The organism is Janthinobacterium violaceinigrum (genome assembly GCF_009208555.1).
GTDB classification, from domain to species: Bacteria; Pseudomonadota; Gammaproteobacteria; order Burkholderiales; family Burkholderiaceae_D; genus Janthinobacterium; species Janthinobacterium violaceinigrum.
Genome location: NZ_WFLI01000012.1, coordinates 44728 through 62557 on the forward strand (window position 1 = coordinate 44728; position 17830 = coordinate 62557).

The following is a 17830-nucleotide window of genomic DNA, read 5'->3' on the forward strand; positions in this document are numbered from 1 at the left end:
CGATGATTGAACTGTAGGCCGATCACGCTTGAACCACCATCGGATTGCGACAAAACGCACGATTTGCGGGACAGAATACAAAAAGCCCGGATGAAACGCGCAACGGCGCCCGCGCCGTGGCATTTCAGGCGTGCCAGCCCCATTCCTGGCCATTTCAGGGCCCTGCAAGCCCCTAAAAGCCCTACCACAGGCCAACCTTGTTTATAATCGCCCTACACTAAAGGACTTCTTTCATGACTGATCAATTCTCCAAAAAGGGCGAAGCCTGGTCGGCCCGGTTTTCCGAACCGGTCTCGGACCTCGTCAAGCGCTACACAGCTTCTGTATTTTTTGACAAGCGCCTGGCGCTGTTCGACATCGAAGGTTCGCTGGCCCATGCGGAAATGCTGCATGCGCAAGCCATCATCAGCCCGGCCGACTACGCGGAAATCCAGCGCGGCATGGCGCAAATCTCGCAGGAAATCGCCGCCGGCCAGTTCGAATGGCTGCTGGACCTGGAAGATGTCCACCTGAATATCGAAAAACGCCTGACCGAGCTGGTAGGCGATGCGGGCAAGCGCCTGCACACGGGCCGTTCGCGCAACGACCAGGTGGCAACCGACATCCGCCTGTACGTGCGTGCCGCCATCGACGACATCACCGCCCTGCTGGCGACGTTCCGCAGCGCGCTGACGGACCTGGCCGAGCAGCATGCCGACACCATCATGCCGGGCTTTACCCACATGCAGGTGGCCCAGCCGATCACCTTTGGCCACCACATGCTGGCCTACGTGGAAATGTTCGGCCGCGATGCCGAGCGCATGGCCGACTGCCGCAAGCGCGTCAACCGCCTGCCGCTGGGCGCCGCCGCACTGGCCGGCACCACCTTCCCCATCGACCGCCTGCGCGTGGCCAAGACCCTGGGCTTCGACGACGTCTGCCACAACTCGCTCGACGCCGTGTCGGACCGCGATTTCGCCATCGAATTCTGCGCCGCCTCCGCCGTGCTGATGATGCACGTGTCGCGCATGGCCGAAGAACTGGTGATCTGGATGAGCCCGCGCATCGGCTTCATCGACATCGCCGACCGCTTCTGCACCGGCTCGTCGATCATGCCGCAAAAGAAAAACCCGGACGTGCCGGAACTGGCGCGTGGCAAGACGGGCCGCGTGTATGGCCACCTGACGGGCCTGCTGACCCTGATGAAAGGCCAGCCGCTGGCCTACAACAAGGACAACCAGGAAGACAAGGAACCGCTGTTCGACACCGTCGACACCGTCATCGACACCCTGCGCATCTTCGCCGACATGGCCGGCGGCATCACGGTGAAACCGGAAGCGATGCGTGCGGCAGCCCTGCAAGGCTACGCCACGGCGACCGACCTGGCCGACTACCTGGTCAAGAAGGGCTTGCCGTTCCGCGACGCGCATGAAGCGGTGGCCCTGGCCGTGCGCGCCTGCGTCGACGCCGGTTGCGACCTGGCCGACCTGTCGCTGGAGCAGCTGCGCGCCTTCTCGCCCCTGACGGACGAAGACGTGTTCGAAGTGCTGACCCTGGAAGGCTCCGTGGCCGCACGCGACCACGTGGGCGGCACGGCGCCGCGCCAGGTGCGCGCCGCGATTGCCCGCGTACGCACGCAGCTGGAAAAATAAACGGCGCCTGCGCCTGTCCACGCCCCGCTGCATCGCTGCAGCGGGGCGTTTTTCATTGCGCGACGATTTTCGACAGCACGGAAAACGCCGCCCCCGTCTGCGATGCTTCCAGCAGCAAGGTCAGCTCCGTGTAGGTGCAGATGATGTTGATCAGGTTGATGCGCTCCCACGCCAGGCGCTTGAGGATGGCGTGATACACGCCTGGCGTGTAGCAGGTTTCGGGTGCCAGGTGCAAGGTCACGGCCGTGACCCGCTCCAGGCGCGCCAGTTCCTGCTCTGCGCCGAAGACCTCCTCCACCAGCGCATGCAGCGAGCGGCTGCAGATCACCATCACCTCGTTGACGCCGCGCGTCACCGTAATGAACGTGCCGCGCTGGGGGGCGGCCAGCGCCAGCAACTGGCGCTGGCAGGCGTAGGTCTGGTCGGAATAGCGGTAGGTAAAAATCATCAATTCGCTGCGCGTGGACAGTTCGCCCGCGCGGTGCGCCAGCACGATCTCGCGGCTTTTCTGCTGCGGCATCCGCTCGGCCAGGCGGCGCAGCGCCATCACCACGGCCGCCTGGCCCACGGGCTTCCATAGGTCCGTCTGCAACTGCGGCTGCAGCTGGCGCGCCAGCTCCGACAGGTTAAGCAGGCCCCGGCCCAGTCCCTCGCTGAGAAAGGCCGACTCCATCACGATCTGTTCCACTTTGGTCGCTATCGAAAGCATAGTTCTTCGGGCCGGTGATTCCGGTGCACGCACCAGGAGCCGGCAACCCTTCCTGAAAAAAAGGATGCACTGCGCCAGCGGCCGCGCCGGGCGGCGCGGTCGGACTCGCTGAGAAGAACCCCCTCGCGGGGGAAGAGCCAGGTAGCGGCGGCTAGGAAGGCGGATGCAGCATGAATGCCGCTCCAGAGGGGAAATGGCTGAAACCAACAGCAGAAAACAGAACTGACGTCATGTGAAACTCCCGATTTTTTTCCCGATGCGCTGTATCTGGACGCGGTCATTGCCGCGTGCGCTTTTTTTGTCCTCGCGTAGCCCGCTGGGGATCACGCGAATACCTAGTGTAGATCGCAACATTTAAAAAATGCAACAGTGTTTTTCCAACAGAACGCGCCATTTGACGAAGTAGTCCAAAACAAAAATTGCAGCTTGCGATAAATCAAACTTTCCTCTAGTGCAGCGCCGATAAATGTTCAATTCTTAACAAAAATTCGTGTAGTGACCCATTTCTTGAATTTTTTGACATGGCGATATCGACAAGTTTAGTGTCCCCCTACCCGGCGTCATGCCACCACAAAACGACAGGCTATCCGCCTGCCGCCAGGCCCGTCGGGGTGGCCATCAGACATCGCGGCCAGTTCATTCACCATTTCCTTAACCGATACCATGGAGCAGAAATGAATTTACGTTTGACGATAGTTGCCGCATCCATCGCCGCCCTGCCGCTGATGGCCACCACGGCCGACGCCGCCACGCCGCTGCCACAAACCCTGATGGCCGCGCCGGTCACCCTGGCCTCTCCACAAGAGAACGCCAGCCTGGTCAACAAGCTGGCGGCGCAGGCGCGCAGCCGCGGCCTCAATACCGAACATGGCTTTGCCGTCGGCGCCCAGCATCCGGGCGTCAGCGGCACGCGCGTGAGCCGCGTCCAGCACACCTACAAGGGCTTGCCCGTCTTCGGTTCCGAGACGGTCGTGGTCAGCAACAACGCCGGCGACATCGTCAGCGAATCCGTGTCGGACCGCGCCTCCGGCCTCGGTAGCGGCGGCGTCAATTCCGTCACCCGCAGCGCCACCACCGATATCGACACCACGCCGGCCGTCAGCGCCGCCGCCGCCATCGCCGCCGCAGTGAAAAACATCGGCGTGCCGGCCGTCGACCATGTGCCGCCGCAGGCGCAGCTGCTGATCTATCCCGTGATGAAAACAGTGCGCGTGGCTGGCGCCGAGAACAAATCGGAAGCCGCGCTGAACGCCCTCGACGTGCAGGACGTGGTCGACCACTACGAGCTGGCCTACCTCGTGCAGACGCGCATGATCAGCGGCAACAAGCCCGTCTACTACGACACCATCGTCAGCGCCAAGGATGGCCGCATCCTGCGTCAATGGAAAGCCCTGAAAACCGTGGCCGGCATCGGCAACAGCCAGTACAACGGCCAGGTGCCGCTCAACACCACGCTCACGGGCAGCACCTACACCATGAAGGACCCCAGCCGCGGCACGGGCGGCAGCTTCGGCGGCATGGCCATCACGAATGCCAACCACGGCACCACCTCGGGCAGCGTGTACAGCAGCACCAGCAATACCTGGGGCGACGGCCAGCAATACATCAGCGGCGGCAGCACCACCAACGCCAACGGCCAGACGGCAGCCGTGAACGCCATGTGGGGCCTGATGAACACCTACGACACGCACAAGAATGTGCTGGGCTGGTCCAGCCTGGACGGCAACAACACGGCCACGCACATCGCCGCCCACGTCAACACGGCCTACGACAACGCCTACTACGACAGCAGCTGCAAGTGCATGTACATCGGCGACGGCGGCAGCTCGTTCAACAACCTCGGTTCCATCGACGTGATCGGCCACGAAATGGGCCACGGCATCACGGACGCTACCTCGGGCCTGATCTACTCGCAAGAATCGGGCGGCTTGAACGAATCGAGCTCGGACATCGCCGGTGAAATGGTGGAAGCCTATGCGCGCGCCGGCGGCACGGGCACCAGTATCCCCAACACGGGCAACGATTGGATGACGGGCAAGGAGATCGCCAAGAATGGCCAGCCGCTGCGTTGGCTGTACAAGCCAAGCAAGGATGGCAGCAGCCCGAATGCGTGGAGCAGCACCATCAAGAACCTCGACGTCCACTACAGCAGCGGCCCGAACAACCGCATGTTCTACTTCCTGTCGCAAGGTTCGAACTCCACGTCCAGCAGCGACTACTACAGCTCCTACCTGAACAAGAGCCCGCTGGCCATGACGGGTATCGGCAGCGACAAGGCCTACCGCATCTGGTTCAAGGCCGCGACCACCAAGTTCACCTCGTCGACCAACTACGCCGATGCGCGCAACAAGGTGCTGCAGGCAGCCGAGGAACTGTATGGCGTGGGCAGCGCCGAGTCGATCGCCGTCAAGCGCGCCTATGCGGCCATCAACGTGGGCGCCGACGTCGATGAATCGACCACGGGCGGCGCGGTGAGCATCACCAGCCAGCCGGCCAGCATCACGGTCGCACCGGGCGCCACCGCCTCGTTCGCCGTGGGCGCGGGCGGCGGCACGGCACCGTACACCTACAAGTGGTACCGCAACGGCGCCGTGATCAGCGGCGCCACGTCGCCCGCCTACAGCTTCACGGCTGCAGCGGCCGACAACGGCGCCGTCTTCAAGGCCACGGTGACGGATTCGTCCTCGCCAGCCGTGACGGCGACGTCGAACAACGCCACCCTGACGGTGGGCACCAGCAGCGCCACCGAACGCGTGACGAACGGCGGCTTCGAGTCCGGCGCCACGGGCTGGAGCGGCACCACGGGCGCCATCGGCACCTTCACGGGCCAGGTGGCGTATGAAGGCACGCAGTACGCCTGGCTGGGCGGCAATGGCGCCACGGCCAGCGAATCGCTGACGCAAAGCGTGGCCATTCCGGCCGCCGCCACGTCCGCCAGCCTGAGCTTCGCGCTGCACATCGACACGGCGGAAACGGGCAATACCGTGTACGACAAGCTGGTCGTCACCGTGAAGAACAGCGCCGGCACCGTGCTGGGCACCCTGGCCACGTATTCGAACGTGAACAAGGCAGCCGGCTACCAGATCCGCACGTTCGACCTGATCGCCTACAAGGGCCAGACCGTGCAGATCTCGTTTGCCGCGACCGAGGACGCTTCGCTGCAAACCTCGTTCGTGATCGACAAGGTCAGCCTGGTTACCCAGTAAGCGGCTGAACATGCGGGCGGCCGGCCAATTGCGGCCAGCCGCCCGCATTTAGCAGCACAACACGATTGATTTTCTGGCAATTCCAGTCTACCCTGAGGCAACTCACTGCATCTTGCTGCTGCCGGTACCCGCGACGAATTGAACTTTTTTTGGATTGTTCCCGACCGATGCCTACTTTGACCGCACGCGCCTTCCCCCATAACAGCCTGTCCCCGTCCGCTTCCGTCGCCATGCTCACCTGAGCCGACGATGCAGTTCCACCTCCAGGTGCAGGGCCCGGCGGGCAGCCAGGCGCTGGCCATCGACGCCCCCAGCGAGGCCGAGGCGATCCGCGCGGCCGTGCGCGGCGGATGGCGCGTGCTGGCCGTCGATGACGGCAGTGCGCAGGATGCGGGCGCCGCGCCGCGCGCGGGCAAGCAGGGGCTGCCCCTGCTGCAATTCAGCCAGGAGCTGCTGGCCCTGCTCGAAGCGGGCCTGAACCTGGGCGAGGCCATGGCCACCCTGCACAACAAGGAAACGCGCCCTGGCGCCAAGGCCACGCTGGCCGCCATCGTGCTCACCCTGCAGCAGGGGCAAAGCTTTTCCGACACCCTGGCCGGTTTTCCCGACATCTTCCCCGACATCTACATCGCCACCGTGCATGCGGCCGAACGCTCGGGCAACCTGCCCGAGGCGCTGGCGCGCTTCGTCGGCTACCAGCTGCAGTTCGACGCCATCCGCAAAAAACTGATTTCCGCCGCCATCTACCCGTGCATGCTGCTCGTCGTCGGCGGCCTGGTGACGCTGTTCCTGCTCGGCTATGTGGTGCCGAAGTTCAGCGTCGTCTACGAAAGCTCGGGCCGCGAAATTCCCTGGATGTCGCAGATGCTGCTGGGCTTTGGCCAGACCCTGGCCGCGCACCCGCTGCTGTGCGCCGGCGCGCTGGCCGCCGCCGTCGGCGCCGTGGTCTTCGGCGCCGCCAATGCCGGCGCGCGCCAGGCCCTGGTCCTGCGTCTGCTGCGCCTGCCCGTGCTGGCCGGGAAGGCGGCGGAATTCCGCCTGGCCCGCTTTTACCGCGCCCTGAGCCTGCTGCTGCATGCGGGCATCCCCCTGCACAAGGCGCTGGCCATGGTCGCGCCCATGCTGCTGCCGGCGCAGCAGGAGCAGCTGGCGCAGGCGCGCCGCGCGGTGCAGGAAGGCATGCCGTTTTCCACCGCGCTGGAACAGGCCGGCATGGCCACGCCCGTGGCGCAATCGCTGCTGAAAGTGGGAGAAAACACGGGCCGCCTGGGCGACATGCTGGAACGTTCGGCCAAATTCCACGATGAGGAATTTGCCCGCTGGGTGGACTGGGCTTCGCGCCTGCTCGAACCGCTCTTGATGACCATCATCGGCGTGGTGATCGGCGGCGTGGTGGTGCTGATGTACATGCCGATCTTTGAACTGGCCGGGAGCTTATCTTGAGGGTCATGCCATGAACGCACGCGACGAAGAACGGGCCGTGCTCGATGCGGCCATGCTGCGCCGCGCCCACGCCAGCGCGCTGGAACAGGGCCGTCCGCAGATGGCCGTGCTGCAGGAAACGGCGGCCCTGCCGCCCGAAGTCTTCCTGCGCCAGCTGGCTGCCCTGTTCCGCTATCCGGCCTGGACGATGGCCGAGCTGCAAGCCGCCTTGCCCGCGTTTGCCCTGCTGCCCTACACCGATTGCGCCCAGCGCGACTGCGTGCTGCTGCAGCCGGGCGTTCCCGGCGTGCCGCCCGTGCTCGTCATCGGCAACCCCTTCAGCGAAGACCTGCTGCAGTGGGCCGACTTCGCCCTGTCCACGCCCTTCACGGTGGCGCTGGCGCATCCGGACGACCTGGCCGCCTACCTGCAGCAGCAGGAAAGCGTGCAGCAGGCGATGCAGGAAATGCAGCATGGGGACGACGTGCCGGGCCTAGACCAGAGCATCGAGGACATCTCACTCATTCGCATCAGCGAAGACAGCAGCCCGGTAGTAAAACTGGTGAACTCCACCATCTACGACGCCCTGAAATTCCAGGCCAGCGACATCCACCTCGAATGCGACGTGGCCAGCCTGGTCATCAAATACCGCGTCGACGGCGTGCTGGTGCAGGCGGGCCAGGTGCAGGGCCTGGCGATGGCGGAACAGATCATTTCGCGCATCAAGGTGATGGCCGACCTCGACATCGCCGAGCGCCGCATCCCGCAGGACGGCCGCTTCAAGGTGCGCGTGAAAGGGGCTGAGATCGATTTCCGCGTCTCCATCATGCCCAATATCTTTGGCGAGGACGCCGTGCTGCGCCTGCTGGACCGGCGCGCACTGACGGAGGCGGCGCAGGCGCTGCGCCTGGAAAGCCTGGGCCTGAACGAGGATGCCATCGAACAGATACGGCGCCTGGCCGCCAAGCCGCACGGCATGCTGCTGGTGACGGGTCCCACGGGTTCCGGCAAGACCACCACCTTGTACGCGGCCATCACGGAAATCAACACGGGACGCGACAAGATCGTCACCATCGAAGACCCCGTCGAATACCGGCTGCCGCGCGTGCTGCAGATTCCCGTCAACGAAAAAAAGGGGCTGACGTTCGCGCGCGGCCTGCGCTCCATCCTGCGCCACGATCCCGACAAGATCATGATCGGCGAGATCCGCGACGACGAGACGGCGCAGATCGCCGTGCAGGCGGCGCTCACGGGCCACCTGGTATTTACCACCGTGCACGCGAATAACGTGTTCGACGTGGTGGGCCGCTTCCTGCACATGGGCGTCGACGCCTACAGCTTTGCGGCGGCCCTGAACGGCATCGTGGCGCAGCGCCTGCTGCGCCTCAATTGCGCCCATTGCGCCGTCGACGCCAGCGCCGAAGTGCTGGCCGATGCGCAGCAGCTGCGCGACAGCGGCCTGGCCCTGCACCAGGTGCAGGACTGGCAATTCATGGCCGGCAAGGGCTGCGGCCACTGCCGCGGCACCGGCTACAAGGGCCGCAAGGCCGTCGCCGAGGTCCTGATGCTCAGCGACGCCATGCGCGAAATGATCTGCACGCGCGCGCCCCTGAGCCAGATGAAGGAAGAAGCGGCGCGCAACGGCTTCCGTCTGGCGCGCGAGGCGGGCCTGGACCTGGTGCGGCGCGGCGAAACCACTTTAGCGGAGCTCAATCGTGTCACTTATTGAACGCGTTACCCGGGCCACCGTATGCCTGCACCTGGCGCCGCACGGATTGGACGGCGTGCTGCGCCGCGCCGGCCGTCCCGTAGCGGACAGCGCTTTTCACGTGCCCATCCTGAACCCCGACGCCAGCTGGGAAGTGGCGCTGGCAAGCTTGCGCGGCTGGCTCGAACAGCACAATGAAAAAAAACTGCCGCTGGCCGTCAGCCTGGCCAGCCGCTGGTGCGCCATGCTGATGGTGCCGTGGAGCGGCGCCCTGCTCGACCGGGCCAGCGCGCAGCGCTTCCTGCACAGCCAGTTCGCCGCCGTCTACGGCGATGGCGCGCGCGCCTGGCGCCTCGCTGCCGACGACGCGCCGTACGGCAAGCCGCGCCTGGCCTGCGGCATCGATGCGGCCCTGCTGCAGGGCGTGCAGGATGCCGCCGCCGCGCATGGCCGGCGCTGCCTGTCCATCGAACCCGTCGTGGGCCCGGCCTGGCGCAGCATCGCCGGTAGCAAACCTGCCGCCTTCGCCCTGGTGGAAGGGGGACGGCTGCTGCTGGCCACCAGCAGCGGCGGGCGCATCGCAGCCCTGCACAGCCAGTCCTGCGCCGCCGCCTGGGGCGACGAACTGGATCGGGCGTGGCGGCGCTGGAACTTGCGCGCGCCGCAGCTCGATGCGATCGAACACGTGGCGCTGCTGGACCTGAGCGGCGAGCCGCAGGATGCACTGCCGGCGCGCTTCCAGCCCGTCGCCGTGGCCAGCGCCGCGCACCTGATGCGGGAGGCCGCATGGGCCTGAGCCGCCTGGAATTGCTGGCCCCCGGCGCAATGCAGACGTTCAGCGGCTGGCGCCTGGCCCTGTGCCTGGCAGGCGCCCTGCTGCTGTTGCCGGCCGCCGTGTACTGGCTGGTGCAGGCGCAGGAAACGCGGCGCCTGGAAGCGCAACTGGCCCAGCTGCAGCCCGCGCGTCCCGTGCGCGCCCCCCTCTCGGCGGCCCAGCAGCGCGAACGCGACAGCGAACTGAAACAGGTGGCCGCCGCCGTGCGCCAGCTCAACCTGCCCGTCACGCGCCTGGTCAAAACGGTGCAGGCGCCGCGCGACCTGCGCGTGGCCCTGCTGGGACTGGACCTGAACGCGCAGCAGGGACAGGATGGCGCCAGCGTCCTGAAAATCGCCGCCGAAGCGGAAACGCCACAGGACATGCTCAACTACCTGGCCTTCCTGAACCAGCAGCCCATGTTCAGTTCCGTGTACCTGCTCAAACACGAGATGAATGCGAACGCTCCCGAACACCCGTACCGTTTTCAGCTGGAGGCGCAATGGCGGCAATAAAATCCGTGCTGAAAGCCAGCACGCCCGTGGCGCGTCCACGCCTGCAACTGCGCCTGCCGCCGCGCCTGAGGTGGGAAGCGCAACGGCTGTGGCGTACTTTGGGCTGGCCCAGCGCCATCGGCGCGGCCTGCCTGGCGCTGGCCGCCTTCGCCATGCAGCAAGGCGATGCGCTGGCTGCGCGCCAGCAGCAACTGGCCGCGCAACTGGCCGCAGCGGCGAAACAGTCGGTGCAGCCGCCGACCGCCATCGCGCTCGATGCCGACGCCGACGCCGACAGCCTGGCCGCTTTCCACGCCTACCTGCCCGCGCATGACAGCATTCCCGAGCAGCTGAAAACCTTGCTGGAGGTGGCGCAGAAGAGCGGGGTCACCCTGGCCAAGGCGGACTACAAGCCGCAGGAAGATGGCAATACGGCCTTCCTGCGCTACCAGATCACCCTGCCCGTGAAGGCCGAATACACGCAGCTGCAAACGTTCATCGTCGACGCCTTGCAGGAGCTGCCCACCCTGACGCTCGACTCCGTGCTCTTCAAGCGCGAGCAGATCGAAGCGGGCGAGATCGACGCCCGCATCCAGTTCATCCTGCTGGTGAAGAAGCCGGAGGTACGCCGATGAAAAAAGCCGTACTGGGAGGCGCCGCCGTGGCCACTTTGCTGGCCGCCCTCTTCGCGCCCGAGGACGAAGGCAGCATCGTGGGGCCGGCCACCGCCACCACGCGCCAGGTGGAGCGGGTGGCGCCAGCGACCGTGCTTCCCGATGCCGCCGCGCCGGCGCCTGGCCGCCCGCTGGCGATCCATCCGCGGCGCGCGCTCGACGATGACGAAGCGGCTACCCTGTTTGCCAAGCAAAGCTGGCAGCCCGATACGCCGAAAAAGATCATGCTCGACCAGCAGGCGGCGCAGGCCACGCTCACCGTCGCCGCCGTCGACGCGAATGCACCGCCGCCCTTGCCGTTCCAGTTCCTCGGCCGCTTCGTCGACGAAGGCAAGGCTGCCTACTTCCTGCAAACGGGCGACCGCAACGTGGTGGCGCGTCCCGGCGACACGCTCGAAGAGCGCTACCGCTTCGACGGCGTGGTACAGGGCGCACTGCAATTTACCTATCTGCCGCTCAACCAGAAACAGACACTCGCCGTAGGGGACCTCAATTGAAACGACGCGCACCACGTACTATCATCACCCTGCTCCCGCTGCTGTCCCTGCTGGCCGCCTGCGCCGGCAACCAGGCCTACAACGACGGCCAGGCCATGCTGGGCGCCGGCCGCACGGAACAGGGCCTGGCCCTGCTGGAACAGGCGGCGCAAGCCGAGCCGACCAACGCCAAGTACCGCATCGCCGTCACGAACGGCAGGATGCGCGCGCTGAACAACCTGAATGGCCGCGCCGAGGCGCTGCGCCAGCAGGGCAACCTGCCCGGGGCGCAAGCGCTGTACCGGCAGGCCCTGGCGCTGGACGCCAGCAACGACGTGGCGCAGCGTGGCCTGGACGGCCTGGCGCAGGATGAGCGGCATCGCAAGCTGGTGCAGGAAGCGCAGGCCAGCTACCAGCGCGGCGGCGAAGCGAATGTCGCGCAGGCGCAGGAAGCCTTGCGCCAGGTACTGCAGGAACGCCCCGCACAGCGCGAGGCGCTGGCCCTGAAAAGCCGCATCGGCGACGAGCAGGCAAAGGCGCGGCCGGCCGGCGGCAAGCTGGCGGCCGCCTACCGCAAACCCGTGACCCTCGAATTTCGCGACGCGCCGCTGCGCTCCGTGTTCGATCTTCTCAGCAAGGTATCGGGCCTGAACTTCGTCTTCGACAAGGAAGTCGACCCGGCCCTGCGCGCCACCATTTCCGTGCGCGACACCAGCATCGAGGAAGCCATCGCCATGCTGCTGGGCGCCAACCAGCTCGAACAGAGCGTCACCAGCGACAAGTCGATCACGATCTACCCGAACACGCCGCAAAAGGTGAAGGATTACCAGCAGCTGGTGGTGCGCACCTTCTTCCTCGCCAATGCGGACGTCAAGACGGTGGCGTTTTCCATCAAGACCCTGCTCAAGGCCAAGGACGTCGTCACCGACGAGCGCCTGGGCATCATCATGCTGCGCGATACGCCGGAAATGGTGCGCATGGCCGAGCGCATCATCAACGTGCAGGACCTGGCCGACCCGGAAGTGATGCTGGAGGTGGAAGTGCTGGAAGTGAAGCGCACGCGCCTAATGGAACTGGGCGTACGCTGGCCGGACCAGGCCAGCCTCACGCTGGCCGGCGTCGGCACGGGATTGGGCGGCCTGAAGGTGGCCGATCTGCACCGCATCAATGGCGACAACATCAACCTGGCCATCGGCGGCGTGACGCTCAACGCCAACAAGACCGATAGCGACAGCAATATCCTGGCCAACCCGCGCATCCGCGTGCGCAACAAGGAAAAGGCCAAGATTCTCATCGGCGACCGCGTGCCCGTCATTACCGTCACGACGAATAACGGCGTCAGTTCCGACAGCGTCAACTACATCGACGTGGGCCTGAAGCTCGACGTCGAGCCGAACGTCTACCTGGACGACGAAGTGGCCATCAAGATCAACCTGGAAGTGTCGAACGTCGTCAAGGAAGTGATCAGCAAGACGGGTACGCAGGCTTACCAGATAGGCACGCGCAGCGCCTCCACGGTGCTGCGCCTGAAGGATGGCGAAACGCAGGTACTGGCGGGCCTGATCAGCGACGAAGACCGGGGCACGGCCAACAAGGTGCCCGGCGTGGGCGAACTGCCCGTGCTGAACCGCCTGTTCGGCAGCCAGAAGGACGACGCCATGCGCAGCGAAATCGTGCTGTCGATTACGCCGCGCCTGCTGCGCAGCATCCGCCGCCCCGACCTGATGACGGCCGAATTCAATTCCGGCACCGAGGCCTCCGTGGGCGGACGCGCCAGCGTGGGCGGCAGCCCCGAATCCGTCGCCGCACCCGAGCAGGCCGCCCCGCGCAGCGGCTCGCCCATGACGGGCGGCGACGAAGCGCCCGCCGCCGGCGACAAGGCCGGCGCCACGCCATCGGCCACGGTCAAGGGCGGCCAGTGAGGTGGGCCATGAAACAGCAGGGCTTTACCTTCATCGAACTGATGATCACCCTGGCGATCATGGCCACCCTGGCCACGGTCGCCGTGCCGATGGCGCAGGTGGCGCAGCAAAGGGCGAAGGAACATGAATTGCGCAGCGCCCTGATCGAGATGCGCGAAGCCATCGATGCCTACAAGCGCGCCTCGGACAATGGCCGCATCAAGCTGTCGCTGGGCGCTTCCGGCTATCCGAAAAAACTCGAGGAACTGGTCGAGGGCGTGCCCGACCAGCGCAGCCCGTCGAAACAGAACATCTATTTCCTGCGCCGCCTGCCGCGCGACCCGTTCCAGCCCAGGGAGACTGGCAGCGCGGCCGACAGCTGGAGCAAGCGCGCCTATGCCTCGCCGCCCGACAATCCCAACGAAGGCGAGGACGTGTTCGACGTCGCCTCGCGCTCGACCAAGGTGGGCCTGAACGGCGTGCCGCTCAATCAATGGTGACCGACATGTCCTACCCGTCCTTGCGGCGTGGCTTTACGCTGGTCGAACTGCTGGTGGTGCTGGCGATCATCTCGCTGCTGCTGACGATCGCCATTCCCCGCTATTTCGGCTCGGTGGAAAAATCCAAGGAAGTGGCGCTGAAGGAAAACCTGCAGGTGCTCAGGAGCGGCCTCGATAAATACTATGCCGACAAGGGCGAGTACCCGGCCGCGCTGGCCGACCTGGTGACCCACCACTACTTCCGCAGCGTGCCCTTGGACCCCGTCACGGAGTCCGCCGCCACCTGGCAATTGATCCCGTCGCCCAATGGCGAGATCGGCGGCGTGGCCGACGTGCGCAGCGGCGCCAAGGGCAAGACGCGCGAGGGCATCCCCTTTGAGCAGCTCTAGCTTTCTGCCCCGCGCACGGGGCTTCGCGTATATCTGGACCCTGATGCTGGTGGCCTTCATGGGCGTGGGCCTGGTGCTGGCCAGCGAGCTGCTTGCCACTGCCGCGCGGCGCGAAAAAGAGCGCGAGCTGCTGTTCATCGGCCATGAATTCCGCAACGCGCTGGGCCGCTATTACGACAGCACGCCGGGCGATGGCCGCCCCCGTTATCCCCTGACCTTGCAGGAGCTGCTGCGCGACCCGCGCTACGCCAACGCCCGGTGGCATCTGCGCCGCCTGTACGCCGACCCCGTCACGGGCAAGGCGGAATGGGGCCTGCTGCGGCAGGAGGGCCGCATCGTCGGCATCCATTCGCTGTCGCCGCAGCTGCCTATCAAGCAGGACAACTTCCTCGACGAAGACGCCAGTCTGCGCCGCAAGCAGCGCTACGCGGACTGGCAATTCACGTATCCGCATGACCTGGTGCTGGCCCAGCCCGATGCCGCCGGCGGCGCGCCCGGACTCAAGCCGAAAGGCGCGAACTGATATCATGCGGCCTTTCGGCATCACGCATCGACATCACGCATCGTACAAAGGAGCAGGCATGAGCATAGGTGGCACTTCCATCGAACAGGCATTGGCATCGCTGTCGGACATGACGTCCGGCATGGTCGCCATCGGCAAGGACGAACATGCGCAGCGCATCGCCAAGGCACAAGCCTTCATGCGCAAACAGGGCATCGCCGCGATCTACCTGAACGCGGGCGCCAACCTCACCTATTTCACGGGCACCAAGTGGTATGCCAGCGAACGCATGGTGGGCGCCATCCTGCCGGCCAGCGGAGAACTCGAATACATCGCCCCCGCCTTCGAAGAAAGCACCCTGACGGGTTTCATGGTCATCGAGGGCAAGGTCAATTGCTGGGAAGAACATGAAAGCCCGTACCAGCTGTTCGTCGACGCGCTGGCGCGCATGGGCATAGCCCAGGATGCGGCCGCACCGCCGCGCGTGGGCATCTGCGAAAGCGCCGCCTTCTTCATCTATGACGGCATCCGGCCGCTGGCTCCCGGCTACGCACTGGAAAATGCGCGCGCCGTCACCGCCTACTGCCGCAGCCGCAAGTCCGCCGCAGAAATCGCCCTGATGCAGCGCGTGATGGACATGACCCTGGCCGTGCACGTGGCCACGGCCAGCATGCTGCATGAAGGCATCACGACCGTGGAAGTGGAAGAATTCATCCAGCGCGCGCATCGCAAGGTGGGAGCGCCCCGCTCGTACTTCTGCATCGTGCTGTTCGGCGAAGCGACGGCCTATCCGCATGGCGTCAACTACGTGCAAACGCTGAAGGCGGGCGACACGGTGCTGATCGACACGGGCTGCCAGGTGATGAACTACATCTCCGACATCACGCGCACCTATGTGTTTGGCGCCATCAGCGCGCGTCAGCGCAGCGTGTGGAACAGCGAAAAGGCGGCGCAGGCCGCGGCGTTTTCCGCCGCACAGCTGGGCGTGCCCTGCGGCGACGTGGACCGCGCGGCGCGCATCTCTTTGGCGTCGGACGGCTTTGGCCCCGGCTACAAGCTGCCCGGCCTGCCGCACCGCACGGGCCACGGCATCGGCCTCGATATCCACGAATGGCCTTACCTGGTGGGTAACGACACGACGCCGCTCGACGTGGGCATGTGCTTCTCGAACGAGCCGATGATCTGCATCCCCGGCGAATTCGGCATCCGCCATGAAGACCATTTCTACATGACGGAAAACGGTCCGCGCTGGTTCACCCAGCCGGCGCACAGCATCGACGATCCGTTCGGGCTGCAGGCGTAGTCCAGGTGCTGGATTACGCTGTGCTAATCCAGCCTACCTCTTCGCCAACGCCAGCAAGGTAGGTCGGATTAGCGGGGCCGAGGCGCCTCGCGCGTAGTCCGGCACGGCGCCGCCCTGCGCCAGCTTGAAGACGGCCAGCGCCGTGCCCAGCTGCACGGCCTGTTCCTGCAGCGATTCTGCCGCTGCCGACGCCTGTTCCACCAGCGCGGAGTTCTGCTGCGTCATCTGGTCCATGCTGCCGATGGCCACGCCGATATCGCCGATGCCGGCGCTTTGCGCCTGGCTCGCTGCGCTGATCTCGGCCATGATGTCGGCCACTTTTTTCACGGAATCGACGATCTGCCCCATGGTCAGCCCCGCCTCGTCGACCAGCTTCGAGCCGACATTCACCTTGGCCACCGAATCGCCGATCAATTGCTTGATCTCGCGCGCCGCCGCCGCGCTGCGCTGCGCCAGGTTGCGCACTTCGGACGCCACCACGGCAAAACCCCGTCCCTGCTCGCCCGCGCGCGCAGCCTCCACGGCCGCATTCAGGGCCAGGATATTCGTCTGGAAGGCGATGCCGTCGATGACGCCAATGATATCGACGATGCGCCTGGATGAATCGTTGATCTCGCCCATGGTGCTCACCACCTGGCTGACCACCTGCCCGCCCTTGACCGCCACCACCGACGCCGACACCACCAGTTCGTGCGCCTGCCCTGCATTGGCGGCGTTGTCGCGCACGGTGCTGGTGAGGCTGTCCATGCTGCGCGCTGTCTGATCCAGGCTGCCCGCCTGCGATTCCGTACGCGCGGCCAGGTCCGCATTGCCCTGGGCGATTTCCGCGCTGGCCACCTGGATGGTCTCGGCCGACGCCTTGATATCGGAGACCATGCCACCGAGCTTGGCGCGCATGTCCTTCAGCGCCGCCAGCAGGCTGTCCTGGTCGCCCGCCTCCGTCACGATATGCATGGACAGGTCGCCGTCGGCCACGGCGCGCGCGATCTGGCGCGCGTATTCGGGTTCGCCGCCCAGCTGCTGCCAGATGGCGCGCACGACGAAGTGCGATACGGCCACCAGGCAGACGATGACGGCCAGCGCCACGGCGATGCTGGTATTGAGCGCATTGCGCACATTGGCCGCGCTGCGTTCTATGCCCTGCTTGAACTGCACTTGCGCCTGTTCGTTGGTCTTCGCCAGGTCGGCGTTGAGCACCGCCAGCGCACCCTGCATGCGCGCCACGGTCGCCTGCGGATCGCCTTCCTCCATTTCCAGCATGATGCGCGCCGCGCTCAGCGCCGGCGCATAGTAGGCATCGAATTCCTTGGCCAGGCGCTGGCCCTGCTCGCGCTGGCCGGGGATCGCCGCAAAATCGCCCAGTTTGGCGCGCAGCTTGACGGCCTGGCCGCCAACTTGGCCGATACGCTCCTTGTCGCCTTCGCTGACGGCATCGCGCAGGGCGTCGCCGACGGCGGCCACGTCCAGGGTCAGCGACTTGGCCATGTCGAGCACGGGATAGTCGGCACTTTCGGTGGCGTGGATGGAATTGAGCGTGGCCGTGGACAGATAGGCGCTGACGGCCAGTCCCAGTCCGAAAATCACGGCCGAGACGACAGGCAGCGCCCATATCTTGCGTTTGATGCTCATTGCTGTCTCCTGATGTTGATCGATTGTCGGGCCGCCGCATGGCGTGCGGCCCGAGCCGGCTTTATGGCGCCGTCAGCACCACTTTGACGGTGCCGTCGACGGCACTCTTTTCGATATAGCCGATGGCTTTCGGATCGGCCGCAACGGCCTTCTTCACGTCCGCGCTATTGGCCACTTCCTTCGGCAAGGTCGCCTTGCCCGTGAAGACCAGCTTGGACCACAGGGCCTTCGCCTGCGACGGCTCCTTGTCTGTCACCTTCTTGTAGAACTCGGCGCGCACGGGGGCACTTTCCGGCTGGTCGATCGGCGTCATGGCCGTCGATTTACCGAGGAAAAACTGCGCCACCTGTTCATTCGTCATGGCGCCGGCGGCGCTCTTCGGATTGACCACCACGACCACTTCGGCCATGGCAGGAACGGCGGTCGACAGTGCCAGCAAGGCAGCCACATTTGCAATAAATGGTTTCATGCG

The 17830-nt window shown here is 65.5% G+C and carries 16 protein-coding genes; 13 read left to right on the forward strand and 3 right to left on the reverse strand.

Translation table 11 applies throughout. The features are described 5' to 3' along the window. Positions 1-233: 233 nt before the first annotated feature. The gene (gene argH, locus GCN75_RS12560; protein WP_152255071.1) at positions 234-1631 is read left to right on the forward strand and encodes an argininosuccinate lyase; all 1398 of its coding nucleotides are present in this window, start codon (positions 234-236) and stop codon (positions 1629-1631) included. Positions 1632-1683: 52 nt separating this feature from the next. Here argH and GCN75_RS12565 read toward each other — a convergent pair whose 3' ends face one another. Beyond that, a complete protein-coding gene (locus tag GCN75_RS12565) occupies positions 1684-2340 on the reverse strand; it encodes a hypothetical protein (protein WP_152282823.1) in 657 nt (218 codons plus the stop codon). A gap of 674 nt (positions 2341-3014) precedes the next feature. Here GCN75_RS12565 and GCN75_RS12570 point away from each other — a divergent pair. The 12 genes from GCN75_RS12570 (at position 3015) to GCN75_RS12625 (ending at position 15729) form a co-directional block, all read left to right on the forward strand. Further along, positions 3015-5546 carry a M4 family metallopeptidase gene (locus tag GCN75_RS12570; protein ID WP_152282824.1) on the forward strand — a complete coding sequence of 844 codons (2532 nt, stop codon included), beginning with the start codon at positions 3015-3017 and terminating at the stop codon, positions 5544-5546. Positions 5547-5795: 249 nt separating this feature from the next. Further along, a complete protein-coding gene (locus GCN75_RS12575; protein WP_152282825.1) occupies positions 5796-6989 on the forward strand; it encodes a type II secretion system F family protein in 1194 nt (397 codons plus the stop codon). A gap of 10 nt (positions 6990-6999) precedes the next feature. Continuing rightward, positions 7000-8697 (forward strand): GspE/PulE family protein, encoded by a 1698-nt coding sequence (locus GCN75_RS12580; protein ID WP_152282826.1) that lies wholly within the window; start codon positions 7000-7002, stop codon positions 8695-8697. Continuing rightward, positions 8684-9472: a hypothetical protein gene (locus tag GCN75_RS12585; protein ID WP_152282827.1), complete on the forward strand. Its 789-nt coding sequence runs from the start codon at positions 8684-8686 to the stop codon at positions 9470-9472. The genes GCN75_RS12580 and GCN75_RS12585 overlap by 14 nt, the downstream gene beginning before the upstream one ends. Further along, complete coding sequence (locus GCN75_RS12590) at positions 9463-10005, forward strand: hypothetical protein (RefSeq protein WP_152282828.1); 543 nt, start codon at positions 9463-9465, stop codon at positions 10003-10005. Before GCN75_RS12585 ends, GCN75_RS12590 begins: the two co-directional genes overlap by 10 nt. Continuing rightward, positions 9993-10619, forward strand: a complete 627-nt coding sequence (pilO, locus tag GCN75_RS12595) for a type 4a pilus biogenesis protein PilO (protein WP_152282829.1) — start codon at positions 9993-9995, stop codon at positions 10617-10619. Before GCN75_RS12590 ends, pilO begins: the two co-directional genes overlap by 13 nt. After that, the gene (locus GCN75_RS12600; RefSeq protein ID WP_152282830.1) at positions 10616-11155 is read left to right on the forward strand and encodes a hypothetical protein; all 540 of its coding nucleotides are present in this window, start codon (positions 10616-10618) and stop codon (positions 11153-11155) included. Before pilO ends, GCN75_RS12600 begins: the two co-directional genes overlap by 4 nt. Beyond that, positions 11152-13056: a secretin and TonB N-terminal domain-containing protein gene (locus tag GCN75_RS12605; protein WP_226941344.1), complete on the forward strand. Its 1905-nt coding sequence runs from the start codon at positions 11152-11154 to the stop codon at positions 13054-13056. Before GCN75_RS12600 ends, GCN75_RS12605 begins: the two co-directional genes overlap by 4 nt. Positions 13057-13064: 8 nt before the next feature. Then, positions 13065-13535: a type II secretion system protein gene (locus GCN75_RS12610; protein WP_152282831.1), complete on the forward strand. Its 471-nt coding sequence runs from the start codon at positions 13065-13067 to the stop codon at positions 13533-13535. Positions 13536-13540: 5 nt separating this feature from the next. Beyond that, complete coding sequence (locus tag GCN75_RS12615) at positions 13541-13924, forward strand: type IV pilin protein (RefSeq protein ID WP_152255061.1); 384 nt, start codon at positions 13541-13543, stop codon at positions 13922-13924. Further along, on the forward strand, positions 13911-14447 hold the full coding sequence (locus GCN75_RS12620; RefSeq protein ID WP_226941345.1) for a type II secretion system protein: 537 nt from the start codon (positions 13911-13913) through the stop codon (positions 14445-14447). Before GCN75_RS12615 ends, GCN75_RS12620 begins: the two co-directional genes overlap by 14 nt. 58 nt (positions 14448-14505) lie before the next feature. Beyond that, positions 14506-15729: a M24 family metallopeptidase gene (locus GCN75_RS12625; RefSeq protein WP_152282832.1), complete on the forward strand. Its 1224-nt coding sequence runs from the start codon at positions 14506-14508 to the stop codon at positions 15727-15729. Positions 15730-15762: 33 nt separating this feature from the next. Here the strand turns inward: GCN75_RS12625 and GCN75_RS12630 are convergent, their stop codons facing one another. Together GCN75_RS12630 and GCN75_RS12635 are read right to left on the reverse strand one after the other, a co-directional pair. Next, positions 15763-17358 carry a methyl-accepting chemotaxis protein gene (locus GCN75_RS12630; protein WP_226941348.1) on the reverse strand — a complete coding sequence of 532 codons (1596 nt, stop codon included), beginning with the start codon at positions 17356-17358 and terminating at the stop codon, positions 15763-15765. Positions 17359-17419: 61 nt separating this feature from the next. Next, complete coding sequence (locus tag GCN75_RS12635) at positions 17420-17827, reverse strand: type 2 periplasmic-binding domain-containing protein (protein ID WP_152282833.1); 408 nt, start codon at positions 17825-17827, stop codon at positions 17420-17422. Positions 17828-17830: the final 3 nt, after the last annotated feature.